We start from the raw sequence: 18,071 nt of genomic DNA on the forward strand, positions 1-18,071 counted from the left end.
AATCTCAAAACTTCCCAAATATTTATTACGCTATATTGTATCTGAAGCCTCTAAAATTTAGATTTATGCGATAAATACTAGCCATCGATAAAATTCCGTCAAGTCTCAAAATAAATAGTTAATCTTTTGATAAATATTACTTAAAGTTCGTGAAATGGGAATAGGCTGAATTAAAATGGAGGGCAAAAAAAAAGGTCGAGGGTAATTACTCCCTCGACCTTAATCGTACCACTCCATTAAGCGTATGGAAAGTTTTGTATTAGCATAAAGTTATACCACAGAATGAAGATTTATTTTTCGATTAAATTATTTTTTATAGTCTACTATTAGCCTCTTTAGCTACAATCCCTCTCTTTTATATCGAAAATAAGGTTTACACTATGGTAGTCGATTTTTACATAACAGCAATGAAAAACTATGAAGTAGGGCGTTACAAAGAGGCATTTGATATTTTGAGTAGTGCGACCGATGATCCGCGATGTTTGTATGCTCTTGGGACGATGTATTATAACGCTCAAGGAGTAGAGCGTAATTTCACTCAATCCACCCACTATTATGCCCAAGCAGCAGAAGCAGGGATTCTACCGGCACAAGTGAATGCTGGGTTTGCGTATGCAAATTCGATGGGGGTTCCTGAGGATTTTGATAAAGCGGCTTATTATCTCAAAATGGCGGTAGCTCAGGGTGATAGCGCGGCTAAGATTACATTAGCCGAGATATATGCCAAAGGAGAGGCGGGAGGGAGCCGTAAAGAGGCGGCGAAACTCATACGCGAGGTTTTGGCTACGACGGGTGGAGAAGAGGCGTATGATGTCTACAGCCGTTATGATTTAGGAAATGTAAAAGAGTAGTACGATAAATTATGCTCAAAAGCATAAGTTCTCGTCACTCCCGCGTAGGCGGGAGTCTAGCTGGATTCCCGCCTACGCGGGAATGACGAAACCAAAGTATTTTCTTCCGCATCCGAAAGATGTGGAAAGCTTTAGGGGGTTGTAGGGACTTTAGTCCCTGCCACTAAAATGGGCTTTGCTCATTTGGCGTTTAAATAAGTGACGCCTTTTCTTTATACGCATCAAACACTTCGTCTTGTGCAGGGGCAAGTTGAAAATAACCATCAAGTTCACGGTGTTTGGTTTGGAGCAATGCTTCAAACTCATTTTGGGTGATGGGGATATTGTCTTGGAATTTATCGAGTAAGATAGTGTTATTTCCTAATAAAACAAGATAGCTCATGGTTCCAAAATCGAGCATGGCGACGGAGTGAGAAGGGTCGAGTGTTTTTTGAAATCGTATTTGAATCCCGCTACTATCCAAATCAGCAATCGGGAGAGTAGGAGAAGGACCTTTTTTCGGTAAAGAATTAAACAACCACGGTGCTTTTGGTTCACTGTGTAATGCGGTAGCTTTTTTCGCAATTCCCTGTTTAAGCCAAAAAAGGATAATGATCCCTACGATTAAAATCCCGATAACAACATAATAACTTCGTTCAAATTCACTTTCATCTTTTGTCGGGAGCGCTCCGGTTGCCTCATTATCGGTTTCATTCAATGCAGGTGCGGTTGCGGGTGGGCTAAAGCGTAATCGTAATCCATATGAATCGGATGTTTTAGAGGCTTGTAGGAGAACATTATTACTCACTTTCGCGGTAATGATAATTTGATCACCCGATGGAGCAATAGTAATATTCTGGAGATAAGTGGAGTTAATCGTTTTATTGAGCGGTGAATCAATCGAAGCCTCTTCGAGTTTGATGGTGATAGTCTGACCTTGTTGGTTTTGACGCAGAACCCCCTCATACGGAGTATCAAACGTTAACATAACATCAACACGCTCGTGACGATCATAGACATTGTAGCTAAGAATTTTAGAACCCCACACGAAAGTGGTGAGGAGAAGTAGCAGTAGGGGTATTTTTTTCATAATCTCTCTTTGGATAGATAATACAGAACGGCACTCGAATCAAGCACCTCATTGATACGGATGGCGAGATTTTTTTCATACACCATCACTTCGCCTTTACCGATAATACGTTGATTTACATACGATTCGACACTTTCACCCGCCGGTTTGCCTAAATCGATGACAGACCCTTTTTCCAATTTTAAGATTTCACCCAATGTCAGCGTAGTTTGCCCCAAATCGGAGACAAACTCAACTTCCATATCGAGTAATCCTTCGTAGTCCATCCATGAAAGCTCTGCAACGGGATCAAAACCTTTCTTCTCCAAAACAATCGGCTCATTTGATGGGATAGGTGTTTGATCCATATTTAAAGTGCCTTTAATGCCATAAATATTTCACCATCGGCAATATGGATAGTATTGTATTTATCGAATGGCATATCGAGAGAATCACTATCCAGAAGGTGTGGTGTTGAGATGTTAAAAGTGTTACAATTATCCTCTTCACAGAGAACTTTGGCACTTCCGACAATCATGTTGGTTGTTTCGAGTAACATATCGCGTAACGTCTCCGTATCGGTAATCTCTTGACCTAAAAATATTTCACTAATGCACAATAATAAGGTCTCATCACACCCGATATAGGTACGATATTTCTCTCCGTCATGTGCTTCAATATCTAAATAAGCAAGAAGTGTTCTCTTTTTTGGGAATTCTGTAATAATCTGATGGGGTAAACGAATCTGATGGATACAAAAGTTTTCAGCTGCTTTGAGAATATACGTTAGCATCATGCCTCGCCTATTAAAATATAAATTTTAGTATTGATAGAGATTATAGCGTAAATCTACAAGGAAATAACGAGTATAATCGCGCTTATATTAAGAAAAAGTGGTTTGCTGTGACAATAGAACTCATAATAGGATTAGTACTTTTAGGTATTGTTGTGGGAACCATGTCCGGTTTTTTTGGTATCGGAGGGGGGACGGTGAGTGTTCCTATCCTTTTGTATCTAGGATTCGGTATCAAAGAGGCGATCGGTATTTCGATAATGCAGATGGTTGCCGGATCATTAATGGCGGCAAGAGTACATCATAAAAATAAGACGTATGTGGTTCAGGATATCAAATATTTTGGATACGGAGGGATTATCGGTGCGGCAGTAGGAGCTGTGTTGGTCAAAGTGTTAGCATCGACCTTTTTAGAGTGGCTTTTTTTATCGATTGTTGCGTTTACGTTAGGTCGATTAGTATTATCCAATCCAGCTCCATCGCGTGAAGAGGTAGTCCATCGACCACTTTATACCCTTATCGGTGGAGGAATTGGGATTTTTTCAGGTATGCTTGGAGTTGGAGGATCGATTTTGATGACCCCGATTTTAGTGAGCTTTATGGGATTTCCTCTCAAAAAAGCATCCGCAGTCGGGCTCTTTTTTGTGATGTTTACCTCTATTTCTGCTTTTGTATCGATGGTGTTTTTAGGGTTAATCAATTTTCAAGCCGGTTTGATTATGGCAATAAGTTCTATCGGGGGGATTGTATTGGGGATTTGGCTTTTACAAAAAGTTAAAATTTCCCACTACAAGCAGATTCTTGTTGTTTTTTATATTATTATTTTTATTATTACAGCGTATAAGCTGATCATGAGGTAACGTATGGATAAAATTAAAATTATTGGGGCGCGTGAGCACAATCTCAAAAATATCTCATTGGAAATTCCAAAAAATAAGTTGGTGGTCTGTACGGGGATTAGCGGTAGCGGAAAATCGACATTGGCGTTTGATACCCTCTATGCCGAAGGTCAGCGTCGCTATATCGAATCACTCTCATCCTATGCACGGCAATTTTTGGATCGTGTCGGAAAACCCGATGTGGACAAAATCGAAGGGCTTACTCCCGCCATCGCGATTGATCAGAAAACTACCTCTAAAAATCCTCGTTCAACTGTCGGGACGATTACTGAAATTTACGATTATCTCCGTCTCTTGTATGCCCGTATCGGGATACAGCATTGTCATTTATGCGGTAAAAAAATATCTAAAATGTCGGCTCAAGATATTATTGATCAGGTACTAAAGCTCCCTGAAGAGTCGAAAATCATTATCTTAGCACCTTTGGTTCGCGAAAAGAAAGGATCATTCACTGATATTCTCGAATCACTCCGTCATAAAGGGTATGTACGCGCCATGATTGATGGGGTTATGGTACGTCTTGATGAGGAGATTGAACTCTCTAAAACCAAAAAACATTCGATCAAAGTGGTCATAGATCGTTTGGTTGTTAAAGCCGATAACCACGATCGTGTGGCTCAAGATGTTGAAAAAGCACTCAAAGAGAGCTACGGTGAAGTAGAGATAGAAATTCAAAACCACGATGAAGTAGGGATGGCGGAGAAGTTGATTCACTACAGTGAACACAGTGCCTGTTTTGATTGTAAAGTGAGTTTTGATCCGTTAGAGCCTCTCTCATTTTCGTTCAACTCTCCCAAAGGTGCGTGTTCGGAATGTGACGGTTTGGGGATTCGCTATGCGCTTGATTATGACAAAATAATCGACTCCGAACTCCCTATCGAGAAAGGGGCGATCAAGATCGTCTACGGATTCAATAAAGGGTACTATTTTACGTTTTTGAAAGCGTTTTGTGCGGCGGAAGGGATCAATATTACAGTTCCGTTTTATACGCTCGAAGAACATCATAAAAAAGCGATTCTCCACGGCAGTATTGATGAAGTGGAGTTTAAATGGCAAGATCATCCGATTAAGCGTATATGGCCAGGTATTGTCCGTATTGCCTATGATATTTTCAAAGACGAAAAAGATCTAGCCGATTATATGTCTGAAAAACCGTGTAATGTTTGTAATTCTCATCGTCTTAAACGTGAATCATTAGCGGTTCGTGTTGCGGATAAAGGGATCGGAGAGGTGATTACGATGCCGCTAAAAGATTCGTATGCATGGTTTAGCGACCCTCAAACATTTGCGGGATTAAGTGATCAAAGTGCGATGATTGCCGCGTCTATTTTGAATGAAATTCGTGAACGTCTTTTCTTCCTCTTTGATGTGGGATTGGGATACCTTTCATTAAGTCGTGATGCCCGTACCATTAGTGGCGGTGAAGCGCAACGTATCCGTATCGCCTCACAAATCGGGAGCGGTTTGACGGGGGTGATGTATGTTCTCGATGAGCCGAGTATCGGATTGCATGAGCGCGATACCCTCAAACTAATCCGAACTCTCCGTTCTCTCCAAGAGAAAGGGAATACCGTTATCGTCGTTGAACACGACAAAGAGACGATTGAAAATGCTGATTACATTGTCGATATCGGTCCGGGAGCGGGAAAATTCGGAGGGAATGTTGTTTTTGCAGGAACATTAGAGGAGATGAAAAAATCAGATACCCTCACCGCGCAGTATCTCTCAGGGCGGAAAAAAATAGAGTATTTTTATCGTCGTGAACAAAAAGAGTGGATGTCGATTAAAAATGTAACATTGAATAATATTACCAATTTGAGTGTTGATATTCCATTGCACAATTTTGTCTGCGTAACCGGAGTGAGCGGAAGCGGAAAAAGTTCGTTGATTTTGCAAACCTTACTCCCCGTTACCCGTGAAATTCTCAATCATGCCCGTAAAATTAATCGTGTAGCAGGGGTAGAAGTTGAAGGGTTAGAAAAACTCGATAAAGTGATCTATCTCGATCAAAGCCCTATCGGACGGACACCGCGTTCCAACCCTGCCACCTATACAGGGGTGATGGATGAGATTCGTAATTTGTTTACCAAAACCAAAGAGGCACAGATTCGCGGATATACCGCATCACGTTTTAGTTTCAACGTCAAGGGTGGACGATGTGAGAAGTGTCAAGGTGAGGGTGAAATCAAGATTGAGATGCACTTTTTGCCCGATATTATGGTGAAATGTGATGCGTGTCATGGAAGTCGTTATAACCTCCAAACATTACAAGTGGAGTACAAAGGGAAAAATATCTCTGATGTGCTCAACATGTCGGTCGGTGAAGCATTGGAATTTTTCGCCCCGATTCCGAAAATCAAGGCAATTTTACAAACCCTCAGTGATGTGGGACTCGATTACATCACCTTGGGACAAAATGCAGTTACCCTCTCAGGTGGGGAAGCACAACGTATCAAACTTGCTAAAGAGCTCAGTCGCCGTGATACGGGAAGTACCCTCTATATCCTCGATGAGCCGACAACGGGATTGCATTTTGATGATGTCAACCGTCTGACCAAAGTGCTCCATAATTTCGTCGAGCTTGGGAATTCGGTATTGGTTATCGAACATAATCTTGATATGATTAAAAATGCCGACTATATTATCGATATGGGTCCCGAAGGGGGAAGCGGTGGCGGATTGTTGGTTGCCATCGGAAATCCTGAGGTTGTAGCACGTGATTGGGAAAAAACCGGAAGTTTTACCGGAAAATATTTGGCAATTGAATTAGATAGGGTATAATAAGTTTAGTTTTACTGTAGGGAATATTTATGAAAAGTTCGATGATTGATAGTATTAAATCGCTTCCACCGCTTCCTAAAACGGTTATTGATATGCAACGGGTGTGTAATGACCCAAACTCGTCGATCCACGATTTGGTAAAAACGGTTGAACATGACCCAATGATTGTTGCTAACCTACTTAAAGCGGCTAATTCACCGCTCTATAGTCTTCGTCGAGAGATTACGAACGTTGCTCAAGCCGTATCGTTGTTCGGGATGAGTATGACCCGTTCTATCGGTGTTGGTAATTCGGTTCGTAAACTCCTCAATGTTGATATGGAACCGTATGGTATTAGTTCTGAACGATTTGCTGAAATTTCCTCGATGCAGGCAGTATTGGCACAAAAATGGTATATGCAAGTGGATCGTGCTAAAGCAGATAAACTTTTCCTTGCGGCATTTTTGCAAGAGACGGGAAAAATCGTTATCGCTAGCGATATTATCCAAGAAGATTTGACGACCAATTTCAAATCGGATATTGAAGTGGCTATTGATATCTCTATTGTAGAGCGTAATTATGTTGAAGCAACGACTGCGGAAGTGACAGCGGCTATCTTTACCCATTGGAATTTTGATCGTGAGTTTGTACAAATGATCGAACATACAGACGCTCCAGATAAAGCACCGGATGAGCTTAAAGAACTTTCAGCTGTTCTTAGTGTCATCAAAACCGTAATGCCTATTAACGACCCGTTATCAGAGAGAGCTGTGATTCAAGGGGTTAAAAAAGCCGAAGCAGCAGGGCTTAATACAACAGCTCTACAAAACGCTATCAATACCATTATCGAACATTTGTCTTAAGGTATGGCGCAAAAAACCGTTACGATCATAGATACGTTCGGATTTTTTTTCCGATCGTTTTATGCTCTCCCACCACTTAAAAATAAACAGGGTTTTCCTACCGGCCTTTTGACCGGATTCATAAATCTCATCGCCACTCTCCATAAAGAACACAGTAGTGATTACCTCATTTTTGCCCTCGATGCCAAAGGACCTAGTTTTCGATCAAAAATTGATCCGCAGTATAAAGCCAACCGTTCCCCTGCACCTGAAGAGTTAGTCCAACAGTTGCCCGTAGCGATTGAGTGGATTGATAAAATGGGATACAAATCACTGATGCAAAGTGGTTATGAAGCCGATGATATGATAGCATCCGTTGTCCATCATGCTAGAGCACAAGGGCATAAAGTACGTGTTGTTTCGCACGATAAAGACCTCTATCAACTTATCGAAGATGATGTGGTTGTATTGGTCGATGCCATCAGTAAAAAAGTGATGAATGAACGTCATTGTGATGAAAAATACGGTGTCCATCCCCGCCAGTTTATCGATTACCAATCCCTCATCGGGGATACCGCCGATAACGTCCCCGGTGTTAAAGGGATAGGGAAAGTAACGGCACAAAAGCTTCTGAGCCAATTTGGAACATTGGATGCAATCTATTTGAGATTAGATGAAGTAACTCCGCCACGAATCAAAGGGTTACTGGAAACCTATCGAGACGATGCCTTCCGTTCTCGTGAACTGGTACGTCTCAAAGATGATGTGTTCGAGACGCTCGATTTTTCAGAATATGCTATGCATTTTGACAATCCGTTCTTGCCTATTTATGACGATTTGGTTCACTATGAGATGAATGCGGTACTCCGTACACTCAAAGCCAAAGCGTTGTTTGAAGAGTCACAAAGTGACCGTCATTCTCGCGAAGGCGGGAATCCAGCTATCATTAAGATGGATCCCCGTGTCAAGCACGAGGATGACGAAGAGGTTCTTGTGCCCTTTGGGTATGACGGGGAAGGTTGCAGTGTACTGATTGATAATAATGAAGCACTGCACAATCTTATTCAAGCTATCCCTCACGATGCTATCGTTGCTTTTGATACCGAAACAACAGGACTCGATCCGAGCAAAGATCATTTAGTCGGTTTTAGCTTTAGCTATGATGGTAAAACGGGGTATTATGTTCCGATGATGCACAGTTATCTCGGAGTAGGGGATCAAGTCACCCATGAGGCGGCAAAGCAGGCGATACAAGCACTGTTTACACGTAAAGTTATAGGACATAATATCAAATTCGATCTCCATTTTGTAACCCGCTTTTTAGGGGTGGATCGTTTGGGTATTTATGCTGATACGATGGTGATGGCATGGCTCACCGATTCGGCACGTTCACTCTCGATGGATAACCTTTCACAAAATCTTTTACACCATGAGATGATCCATTTCAAAGACACAGTTAAAAAAGGGGAAAACTTCGCTTCGGTCGCGATAGAAGATGCGTGTAAATACGCAGGAGAAGATGCCTATATCACCTATCGCCTTTACGACGTACTTCGCGAGCAACTCTTGCTAAAAGGTGCTCAAGAGGCACTTGATGAAGCATTTAATGTCGAGTTTCCGTTTACTGTGACGTTACTAGGGATGGAGCGCGAGGGGATAGCTGTCGATACAGCGGTATTGGAGACCTTTAAAAAAGAGGTAGCCTTAGAAATCGCCACCCTAACCGAACAAATCCACACCGCATGCGGAACCGTGTTTAATCTCAACTCCCCCAAACAGCTCGGAGTAATATTATTTGAAACACTAAAACTTCCTCACGGCAAGAAGACTAAAACGGGTTACAGTACCGACGAGCAGGTTTTAGATGGACTAAAAGATGAGCATTCCGTGATACCGATGTTGTTGCAGTACCGCGAATATCATAAGCTCTACTCCACCTACATCGAACCACTCATCGCTTTGGCTCAAAATGATCCGCAGTCGCGTATTTATACTTCGTTTGTCCAAACAGGAACGGCAACGGGACGACTTAGCTCCAAAAATCCAAATCTCCAAAATATCCCCGTCAAAACGGCGTTAGGGATGCGTATCCGAGAAGCGTTCGTTGCCCCTGCTGGGAAAAAACTGATCGGGATCGATTACTCCCAAATCGAGCTTCGTCTCCTTGCCCATTTCAGTCAAGACAGTGTGTTGGTCAATGCCTTTAATGAATCACACGACATCCACATGCAAACGGCGATAGCGTTGTTCGGTGCTGAGGATGCACCTCGTAAGCGTAACATCGCCAAAACGGTTAACTTCGGTCTACTCTACGGCATGGGGCAAAAAAAACTCTCCGATACTCTGGGGATTACGACCAAAGAGGCAAAAGAGATAATCGAACGCTATTTCGAGACGTTTCCGAGTGTCAAAGGATATTTTAGCGGCATCGTAGAGCAAGCCAAAGAGATGGGATACGTCGAGACGTTGCTTCATCGCCGCCGATATTTTGATTTCGCCTCCGCCACACCGATGCTCAAAGCCGCCTACGAGCGCGAATCAGTCAACACCGTATTCCAAGGCTCCGCGAGTGATCTCATTAAACTCTCGATGAACAAAATTGATACGATGATCCGCGCTGAGGGGTTACGCGCCCGAATGCTGTTACAAATCCACGATGAACTGATTTTTGAAGTCGATGAGGATATGGCAGAAGTGTATGCAAGCCGTTTTGTTGAGGTTATGGAGAATATTTTAGAACTGCGTGTTCCGTTGAAAACGTCGATGCATATCGGGAATCACTGGGGTGAGTTGAAGTAATAATTCATGAAATATTTACTAATAGCTCTTTTCTTCTATATGCCCATTCAACTTGGGTACATGATGATCACCGAAGCATATCAAAACTTCGGAACCAAACTGGAAAAATTGCAACTGGCTATAAATCTATATCGCTATGCACTTGCCGTAGGCTGTTTGATTGCAGCTCTATTTTGGAAAGGAGCGGAGCCTCCTGTACTAGATATTAGTAAAGTTCAAGTATCTGAAGGATTTGCAGTTTGCAAAAATACTTCAGGAAGAGGTATTTACGGGACATATACAATGGATGGTATCAAATATGTGCGAGCATTTGGTTATGTTTTTGGTACTGGTTCAGGCGGAACTTCATGTGACACGTCGATTAATGGGCATCGAACAAAAATTGTTTGGTTACCAATCTATAACAATACAGAGAGATTAATTCTTGAAGTAAGAAATATGGAGACAAATAGAATATACGGTTTGAGAATGGAAAATCAATATGAACGTCATAAGGAATCTATAAAAATGAAAATATGGTTTTATTTTTCAAAAATAGCCCTTTTTCTCCTCGCTATTCAGTTCGGATTTTGGGAAAAAGCAAACAAATTTCATAAATTGTTCAAAGTAAAACCAAAAAAATCAAATTTATAAGATAATTTTTATAGCTGGATTTCCATTTGCGCGGGAATGATGGATTGACTTTATTATCGTATTGCGATAATATATCCATATGATAAAATCGTTTAAATGCAAAGAGACGGAAAAACTGTTTTGGGAAAAGCCCAGTAAAAAGTTCCCTGCCAATCTCGCGATGCGTGCCAAGATCAAACTCGATATGCTCGATGCTGCACAAGAAAAACAAGATTTACGTATCCCTCCCGCCAACCATCTCGAAGAGTTAAAAGGCAATTTGGCGGGATATATGAGTATCCGTATCAATAACCAGTTTCGCGTCGTGTTCCGCTTTGACGGTAAAGATGCGTATGATGTTCACATTATCGACTACCATTAAAGGAGACATTATGAAAGAGATCCGACCATCCACCCATCCTGGGATCATCCTCAAACTCGAATTTGCTGAACCGCTTAACCTAACGCAAGCACGTATGGCGGAAGACCTCGGAGTTGGGATTAAGACACTCAGTGAGCTTTATAACCAAAAACGGGGCATCAGTGCGGTAATGGCACTCAAACTCTCCGAATATTTCGGAACGACTCCACAGTTTTGGATGACGTTGCAAGATAATTTTGATTTGTATCAAGCTTATAAGCAAGAAAAAACATCGATTCAAAAGATTAAAAAACTGCAAGTGGCGTAAAAAAGAATTAGCAATCACTGGTGTGAGTTAAAATAATTTTGTAGTATAATGTATCTACAAAACTCTATAGGAGTAGACAATGAAAAAAGCGATCAATATTCGGATGGATGAATCGTTGTTAAGTGATTTGGATCAATATGCTCAGGAATTGGATCGTTCTCGTACGTATTTGATTGAAAAAGCGGTGAGTGCCTATTTTGATACTCTTGATGAAATTATTAGTGATAAGCGCATCGATGACATTAAAAGTGGAAAAAGTGAAGTTATACCGCTTGATGAAGTTTTGAGACGAGCAGGGATTAATGTTTAAAGTCGTTTTTGACAAAGATGCCGAAAAAGAATTTTTGAAGTTAAACAAAACACTCAAAGAGCAAATCGCAAAAAAACTGCTTGATTTACAAAATGGTGTATTTACAAATGATAAACCTCTCAAGGGGAACCATAAAGGAAAATTTCGGAAACGTGCAGGGGATTATCGGATAGTATATTTACGAGAAAATGATATTTTGCTTATTACTCTTATCCGAATTGCTCATCGAAAAGAAGTTTATTAAAGAAGGTGATCATGCGACAATTTAACGAAGAACTAATCCAATTTATCGATGCCTCGGTGACACCGTTTCATGCGGTTGGTGAAATGGAAAAGAATCTCCTCTCATCTGGATTTACAAAACTCGATGAGTCTCGTGTGTGGGAATTACAGGAGGGAAAAAACTATTTTGTAACACGAAATGACTCCTCTCTCATCGCCTTTAGCTATCCGCCATCACCGCAAAAAGGGTATACCATCGTGGGAGCACATACCGACTCTCCGAATCTCCGTGTCAAACCTAATCCTCTTAGTAGCAGTGCAGGGGTGTTGCAGTTACGTGTTGAGCCGTATGGGGGATTACTGCTTAATCCGTGGTTTGATCGTGATCTCAGCCTCGCAGGGCGTATCGTTTACCTAGATAGCACAAATGAGCGATGTGAGAAGCTTATCAATATCAAACGCCCTATCGGTGTTATCTCCTCATTGGCGATACATTTGGATCGTGAGGCGAACTTATCACACTCTATCAATGCCCAAACCGATATTGTCCCGATTATTGGATGTGGTGAACTCGATTTTGAATCGTGGATTTTGAATGAAGCAGGGGTAGATAATGGAAAACTTCTCGCCCACGAACTCAGTTTTTACGATACCCAAAAAGGTTCATTCATCGGGGTAAATCAGGAACTGATAGCCTCTGCACGGCTCGATAATCTCCTGAGCTGTTATGTGGGGTTAAAGGCGATAATGGCGTGTGAGACACCGATGCTTTTAGCGTGCATGGATCATGAAGAGGTGGGGAGTGATAGCCATGTCGGAGCAGGGGGGACGTTTTTAGAAGAGGTGTTACGTCGTATCTCTGGAGAGAATTTTTCGTTGCTTATGCGTCAATCTTTGATGGTATCGTGTGATAATGCTCATGCGCTTCACCCCAATTTTACCGCTAAACATGAGAGTGCTCATGCACCGCTTCTTAACCAAGGGGTTGCGATTAAAATCAACTCCAATCAGCGTTACGCAACGTCAGCACGAACAATGGGACGATTTGTCCAGTGCGCTCAGAGTATCGGCATCAAAACGCAAACCTTTGTCACCCGTAGCGATATGGGATGTGGCTCAACCATCGGTCCGATTACCTCTACACGCCTTGGGGTGGAGACAATCGATGTAGGGACGCCGCAACTCTCCATGCATTCGATACGTGAGATGTGTGGCACGGAGGATGCTTATGGATTAAGTCAAATACTAATCCATATCGGAGAGTTTTAATGAGTGAAACCATCTCCCCCGAAGAGCTAAAAACCCTAATCGACCAGACCTATAAGGTAGAAGAGGAGTATGTGGCTCTTCGTCACTCGTATGAGCATCTCCAATCGACGATAGAGCAGGTTATTGAGTTTTTGCCCAATGCGATTTGGATTGTGGAGGAAGATGGGACGATTTTTTTACAAAACTCACAAGCTAAAGTGCTGGATGAGCTGTTTGGAATTTTACAATGGGATGTTGAAGATTATGAGGTGAATTTTTATGAGAGGTCGTACCTCATTAAATCCGCTCATCATAACGAAAAATATCTCCTCAGCGCAACCGATATCACCGAGCAAAAACGGAAAGAGAATCTCGCAACGATGGGACAGATGGCAGCTCATTTATCCCATGAGATACGCAACCCTATCGGCTCTATCGCACTTCTTACTTCAACACTTATCAAGCGGGTTATCCCTGAGAATAAACCTATTGTGGTAGAGATCCAAAAATCACTTTATCGTATCGAAAGAATCATCAAAGCGACTTTGATGTTTTCCAAAGGTATTCAGGCCCATAAATCCACGCTTCGTTGGGAATATATCCTCTCTGAACTTCACAATGCTATAGGGTATTATAGCTATGGCAAACAGATTGAGTTTAGTTTTCCTGAACACGATTTTGAACTCAGCGGTGATTTTGATCTGTTGGTGATGCTCTTTTCCAATTTTATTTTTAATGCTATCGATGCGATTGAGCTCGATGATGAGGAAGGGGGAGCTATTCGCTTGACTCATTTAATGGTTGATGGAAAACATCAGTTTACAATTATTGATTCCGGTATCCCTATCGTCAATAAAAAATGGCTTTTTGAAGCATTTAAAAGCACTAAAGAGCGTGGTAATGGGCTAGGACTTGTTCTTTCCCAAGAGATTGCTAAAGCCCATGGGGGAGAGATATCACTCTATGAAGGTGAGAATAAAGGGTTTGTAATTACACTTTCCTAAAGAGGTTGTGGTTCACTGAGATAGTAGCCTTGTAGATAATCGATACCAAGCTCTTTGCACTCATCGTAAATATCTTTGGAATGGACAAACTCAGCAATTGTTTTGATATTTAAACGATGGGCAAATTCGACGATGGTTCGGACGATATCTTGTGCACTGGAATCGGTATCGAGGTTTTTGATTAGTGATGCATCAATTTTAATATAATCAACATGTAACCGCAAAATATGGGCAAAATTTGAATATCCTGTTCCAAAATCATCAATAGCAATCCGGCAACCGAATTTTTTCACCTGTTCTATAAAGGTAGAAATTTCGACATGATTTTCAATCCCTTCATTCTCTAAAATCTCAAAAATAAGACGATCTCCGGCATTAGATTCACGCAGATGTTTATAGAGAAGTTCTTGAATATCGGTATCTAAAATATCGGTAATGGAGATATTGATTGAGTAGTGATGTGGCGTTGTTCGTAGTTGTTCAAAAATAGTGTTAATAACAAAACGGGTAATATGGGGATAAAGCCTTGTTTTCTTAGCAATATCCAAAAACAAATAAGGGGAGACAACGGAGCTGTCGGTATCGATAATTCGGATAAGTGCTTCATACTCATGGATTTCTTTGGTGAGTGGATGATGTATTCCTTGAAAATAGAGCGATAAACGTTGATGATTGATAGACTCTTTGAGTTTTTTAGACCACAAAATATTATTAAGATACTCCTCTTTGATACGAAGTGATTCATTGTATTTTAGAAGTGCCATTCCTTGTTTTTTGGCTGTTTTTAAAGCCATATCCGCGCGTCCCATTAAGTCTAAATCACTACTCCCATAATCAACTCCTATACTGACGGTTGCAAAAATAGTAATATCGTCAATTTCATAGTTGGTTTCGTTAAGAATATGGAGGATATTTTTAGTCATTGTATCAAATCGCACACTCTCCATCTTCCCTGCTAATGCAAGGGCATACTCATCAGAGGGCATTTTGTAAAGTGATAATGTATACGTTTGCGCTATATCTTGGAGAGATATTCCGATAGCTTGCAACAGTTTATCTCCGATTTCATGACCATAAAAATCATTAATCTCTTTAAAATTATCGATATTAATGAGGATAATACCTACATATTTTTTATGACCGATATTGTGAATCAGTGCTTTGCGATTGGGAAGTTGTGTTAGGGCTTCGGTATAGAGTTGGTGTTTTAGTTGGTTGTTGAGATAATCCGATTTGCGCTTAATACGTAGAATAAGTGATTTAAATCCGATATGGAGGATAAGTGCTAAAAGTAAAAGAAGTATGGAGCTAATCATCAATAACTTGTTAATCTCATGTTTATAAACAAGCTCATCTTGGGTGATATCAAGGGCGCAAATCATTTTAGCGAGAGGTTTGTTGGCATAGGTGCGCAACTCACGTGATGCAATAATATAGGTATTATCGTTAATAGTATAACTTGTGGAGTAGTTGAAGGGATAGTTATCGGGTAAATGTTCAAATAGTGGGTCATTAAAAGAGATGAGGGAATACTTTCCGTAGTGTTTAAGCTTGTTAGTAGAAGGGAGAACTTTTTGAAGTGCATCGGTATTAAAGGCTAATGCCGATTTAATACTGGAATAGGCATTGAGTCGTTGCTGAATATGGTTAATATTTGCAGCAACTTGAACTATGCCAAGAAAACGGTTGTCTTTAAAAATAGGCAAAATACTGACAACAGAGATATTATACTGTGTTACATCCAAAGAGGTAATGGGTTGGCGTGATTGAATTGCTTGAGCAATAATAGGGCGCTTTTTACTCATATTATCGCCAAATTTTTTCGGATCTTGCATCCTGAGGAAATGGAGTCCGTCTGCTTTGATGAATCCGGTTAAATCAGCTTCACCTCGAGAGTGAGCTTCGTTAAAATAGGGTAAGGATAATGCGTATAATGCATCTCGATCACCCGCTTCAAATGCGTCAACGATTCGGTGATCGGAGAGTATTTTACAGCCATAATGGTTAAGCCCTTTTTCGGTATCGAGCATGGAGAGTTCAAAGGTATTTTTTAAAAGTTGACGGTGTGCGGATGTTTTTTCATCTAAAACACGTTTTTTATCTTGAATAATAGAGTAAACAAAAAAACCGATTAGGAGGAGGACAATACCCATTGCAAGTAATGTTGCCCGTATCTGAATTTTATGCAAAAGTGACCTTAGGATACAAATATTAATGGTAATTATTGTATCGTAAAAATATCACATTTTTGTACAAATTATAAAAAACAATTACTCTTGGAAAAGGATTGAACCTAAGCGAATCATCGTTGAACCACACTCGATGGCGAGTTCAAAGTCACTACTCATCCCCATGGAACAAATTGATCCTTGAGGGAGTTTTTCATGGAGAGTGTGGGTGATTTCAAAACTTTTTCGGATAATTTTGGAATCCTCACTATGGGCACCGATACTCATGATACCTTGTAATCTTAAGTTCGGACAACTCTCATGAATGTGGGTATAAGCTTCTAAAAACTCTTCGGGTGCAAATCCCGATTTTGATGTTTCATACGCAGAATTTACTTGAACCAATGCACGGAGTGTTTTTCCATCACGCACTAAACGTTCATTAAGTGCATGCGCAAGGTCGAGTGAATCGATGGAGTGAATCATATGTGGATTGAGGGCTAAGAGGTGATTGATTTTATTTTTTTGTAAATTCCCAATAAAGTGCCATTCTAAGGGGAGATCATCAAGTTGTTCTACCTTGGTTGCAAAATCTTGTACTTTATTCTCACCGAATGCTCTCTGACCGATGGCATAAAGGTCACGGATAGAGTCTTGTTCGACGTATTTACTGGCGGCAACGATTTTAACGATATGATGATTACTTACACGTAAGCGTGCTCTTTCTACCCGCTCTATAATGGCATCAAAGTGACGTTTTTGCTCTAAAGTATTCATTGCATTAACCTCGTAATATCGTTATAAAGTCCTAAAAACATCAAGCCAAGAAGAAGAACCCACCCTCCGATAGTGAGCTGAGTAATTACCGCTTCACTAGGTGCTTTACGGCGAATTATCTCATAGAGATTAAACATAATATGTCCCCCATCGAGGGCAGGGATAGGGAGGAGGTTGAGGACACCGAGGTTAACTGAGATAAGTGCGGTAAAGAAAAAGAGGGATATCCATCCATATGCCGTTGCATCCGCAGTCACTTGGACGATACTCACTACACCGCCAACCTCTTTAGCGGGAACAACACCGGTGAGAAGTTTTTGAACACTTTGGAAAATCAAAAAGGAAGTTTCATAGGTTTGTTTTGTGGCATACTCTAATGTTTCACTAAAGCCAAGATTGAGTTTATGAGTAATCCCTGATGGAGCGATACCGACCATCCGTTTTTGAACTTTTTCCTTAAAAATATTGGTAGCTTCACTGATCTGAGGGGTGAGGGTAATAAAGAGTTTGGTTTCATTACGCTCGACACCGAGTGTTAAAGAGCCTTCAGATGATTTTATAGTATCGGATATCTCATCCCATGTCGTAATGGTTTTACCATTGATTGAGAGAATTTTATCTTTTGCTATCAGCCCTACTTGTTGAGCAGGAGAGTTGACGACTACTTTACCAACTATTGGAGAGAGAGCTTGTGGTCCTCCCAGTGCTATAGCGTAAAAAAGGACCCATGCGGTTAAAAAATTAGCCAAAGGACCGGCAAGGAGAATGATGATACGTTGCCATGGTTTTTTAGTCGTATAGCTATCATTATCGTAGCTAATGGCGGTAGGATCAGAATCATCTTGTCCTTTCATCTTGACATATCCACCGAGTGGAATAGCAGATATTTGCCATTGGGTATTGAGCCATCGAAAAGAAAAAAGCTTTTTCCCAAATCCGATACTGAATACTTCGACGTATACACCGAAAAATTTCGCTGCGCTATAGTGACCTAGTTCGTGTAAAAAAATAAGTAAAGAGAGGACGAGAAAAGCGACAATCCACGACAT

Annotated in this window: 18 protein-coding genes; 12 read left to right on the plus strand and 6 right to left on the minus strand. The window is 40.9% G+C overall.

The annotated features are described in order from the left end of the window. Positions 1-380: 380 nt before the first annotated feature. A complete protein-coding gene (locus tag PHC76_RS10580; RefSeq protein WP_299971664.1) occupies positions 381-851 on the plus strand; it encodes a tetratricopeptide repeat protein in 471 nt (156 codons plus the stop codon). Positions 852-1,041: 190 nt separating this feature from the next. On the opposite strand, the gene PHC76_RS10585 is transcribed toward PHC76_RS10580, so the two are convergent. From PHC76_RS10585 to PHC76_RS10595, 3 genes are read right to left on the minus strand one after another with little or no spacing between them, the layout of a single operon-like run. Then, the gene (locus tag PHC76_RS10585; protein WP_299971666.1) at positions 1,042-1,920 is read right to left on the minus strand and encodes a hypothetical protein; all 879 of its coding nucleotides are present in this window, start codon (positions 1,918-1,920) and stop codon (positions 1,042-1,044) included. Then, positions 1,917-2,267: a flagellar motor switch protein FliN gene (gene fliN / locus PHC76_RS10590; protein WP_299971669.1), complete on the minus strand. Its 351-nt coding sequence runs from the start codon at positions 2,265-2,267 to the stop codon at positions 1,917-1,919. Before fliN ends, PHC76_RS10585 begins: the two co-directional genes overlap by 4 nt. Positions 2,268-2,269: 2 nt before the next feature. After that, the gene (locus PHC76_RS10595) at positions 2,270-2,692 is read right to left on the minus strand and encodes a chemotaxis protein CheX (RefSeq protein ID WP_300210047.1); all 423 of its coding nucleotides are present in this window, start codon (positions 2,690-2,692) and stop codon (positions 2,270-2,272) included. Positions 2,693-2,802: 110 nt separating this feature from the next. Here PHC76_RS10595 and PHC76_RS10600 point away from each other — a divergent pair, with 110 nt between their 5' ends. From PHC76_RS10600 to PHC76_RS10650, 11 genes are all read left to right on the plus strand, one after another. Further along, on the plus strand, positions 2,803-3,552 hold the full coding sequence (locus tag PHC76_RS10600) for a sulfite exporter TauE/SafE family protein (RefSeq protein WP_299971675.1): 750 nt from the start codon (positions 2,803-2,805) through the stop codon (positions 3,550-3,552). A gap of 3 nt (positions 3,553-3,555) precedes the next feature. Further along, complete coding sequence (gene uvrA, locus PHC76_RS10605; RefSeq protein ID WP_299971677.1) at positions 3,556-6,372, plus strand: excinuclease ABC subunit UvrA; 2,817 nt, start codon at positions 3,556-3,558, stop codon at positions 6,370-6,372. A gap of 29 nt (positions 6,373-6,401) precedes the next feature. Continuing rightward, on the plus strand, positions 6,402-7,214 hold the full coding sequence (locus tag PHC76_RS10610) for an HDOD domain-containing protein (protein WP_299971680.1): 813 nt from the start codon (positions 6,402-6,404) through the stop codon (positions 7,212-7,214). Between the two features lie 3 nt (positions 7,215-7,217). After that, on the plus strand, positions 7,218-9,992 hold the full coding sequence (polA, locus tag PHC76_RS10615; protein ID WP_299971683.1) for a DNA polymerase I: 2,775 nt from the start codon (positions 7,218-7,220) through the stop codon (positions 9,990-9,992). A 6-nt stretch (positions 9,993-9,998) separates the two neighbouring features. Continuing rightward, a complete protein-coding gene (locus PHC76_RS10620) occupies positions 9,999-10,625 on the plus strand; it encodes a hypothetical protein (protein ID WP_299971685.1) in 627 nt (208 codons plus the stop codon). 79 nt (positions 10,626-10,704) lie between these two features. Then, entirely contained in the window at positions 10,705-10,986 is a 282-nt protein-coding gene (locus tag PHC76_RS10625) for a type II toxin-antitoxin system RelE/ParE family toxin (RefSeq protein WP_299971688.1), read from the plus strand. A gap of 10 nt (positions 10,987-10,996) precedes the next feature. Continuing rightward, complete coding sequence (locus PHC76_RS10630; protein ID WP_299971691.1) at positions 10,997-11,293, plus strand: HigA family addiction module antitoxin; 297 nt, start codon at positions 10,997-10,999, stop codon at positions 11,291-11,293. A 79-nt stretch (positions 11,294-11,372) separates the two neighbouring features. Continuing rightward, entirely contained in the window at positions 11,373-11,603 is a 231-nt protein-coding gene (locus tag PHC76_RS10635) for a ribbon-helix-helix protein, CopG family (protein WP_299971693.1), read from the plus strand. After that, positions 11,596-11,847: a type II toxin-antitoxin system RelE/ParE family toxin gene (locus PHC76_RS10640; RefSeq protein ID WP_299971696.1), complete on the plus strand. Its 252-nt coding sequence runs from the start codon at positions 11,596-11,598 to the stop codon at positions 11,845-11,847. Before PHC76_RS10635 ends, PHC76_RS10640 begins: the two co-directional genes overlap by 8 nt. Positions 11,848-11,858: 11 nt before the next feature. Then, a complete protein-coding gene (locus PHC76_RS10645) occupies positions 11,859-13,094 on the plus strand; it encodes a M18 family aminopeptidase (RefSeq protein WP_299971699.1) in 1,236 nt (411 codons plus the stop codon). After that, a complete protein-coding gene (locus tag PHC76_RS10650; protein ID WP_299971702.1) occupies positions 13,094-14,077 on the plus strand; it encodes a HAMP domain-containing sensor histidine kinase in 984 nt (327 codons plus the stop codon). The genes PHC76_RS10645 and PHC76_RS10650 overlap by 1 nt, the downstream gene beginning before the upstream one ends. On the opposite strand, the gene PHC76_RS10655 is transcribed toward PHC76_RS10650, so the two are convergent. From PHC76_RS10655 to rseP, 3 genes are all read right to left on the minus strand, one after another. Then, positions 14,074-16,266: an EAL domain-containing protein gene (locus PHC76_RS10655; protein WP_299971705.1), complete on the minus strand. Its 2,193-nt coding sequence runs from the start codon at positions 16,264-16,266 to the stop codon at positions 14,074-14,076. The two genes, PHC76_RS10650 and PHC76_RS10655, sit on opposite strands and share 4 nt — an antisense overlap. 81 nt (positions 16,267-16,347) lie before the next feature. Continuing rightward, positions 16,348-17,022 carry a YggS family pyridoxal phosphate-dependent enzyme gene (locus tag PHC76_RS10660; RefSeq protein WP_299971708.1) on the minus strand — a complete coding sequence of 225 codons (675 nt, stop codon included), beginning with the start codon at positions 17,020-17,022 and terminating at the stop codon, positions 16,348-16,350. Beyond that, positions 17,019-18,071 carry an RIP metalloprotease RseP gene (rseP, locus tag PHC76_RS10665; RefSeq protein WP_299971710.1) on the minus strand — a complete coding sequence of 351 codons (1,053 nt, stop codon included), beginning with the start codon at positions 18,069-18,071 and terminating at the stop codon, positions 17,019-17,021. The genes PHC76_RS10660 and rseP overlap by 4 nt, the downstream gene beginning before the upstream one ends.

This window comes from Sulfuricurvum sp. (genome assembly GCF_028710345.1).
GTDB lineage: Bacteria > Campylobacterota > Campylobacteria > Campylobacterales > Sulfurimonadaceae > Sulfuricurvum.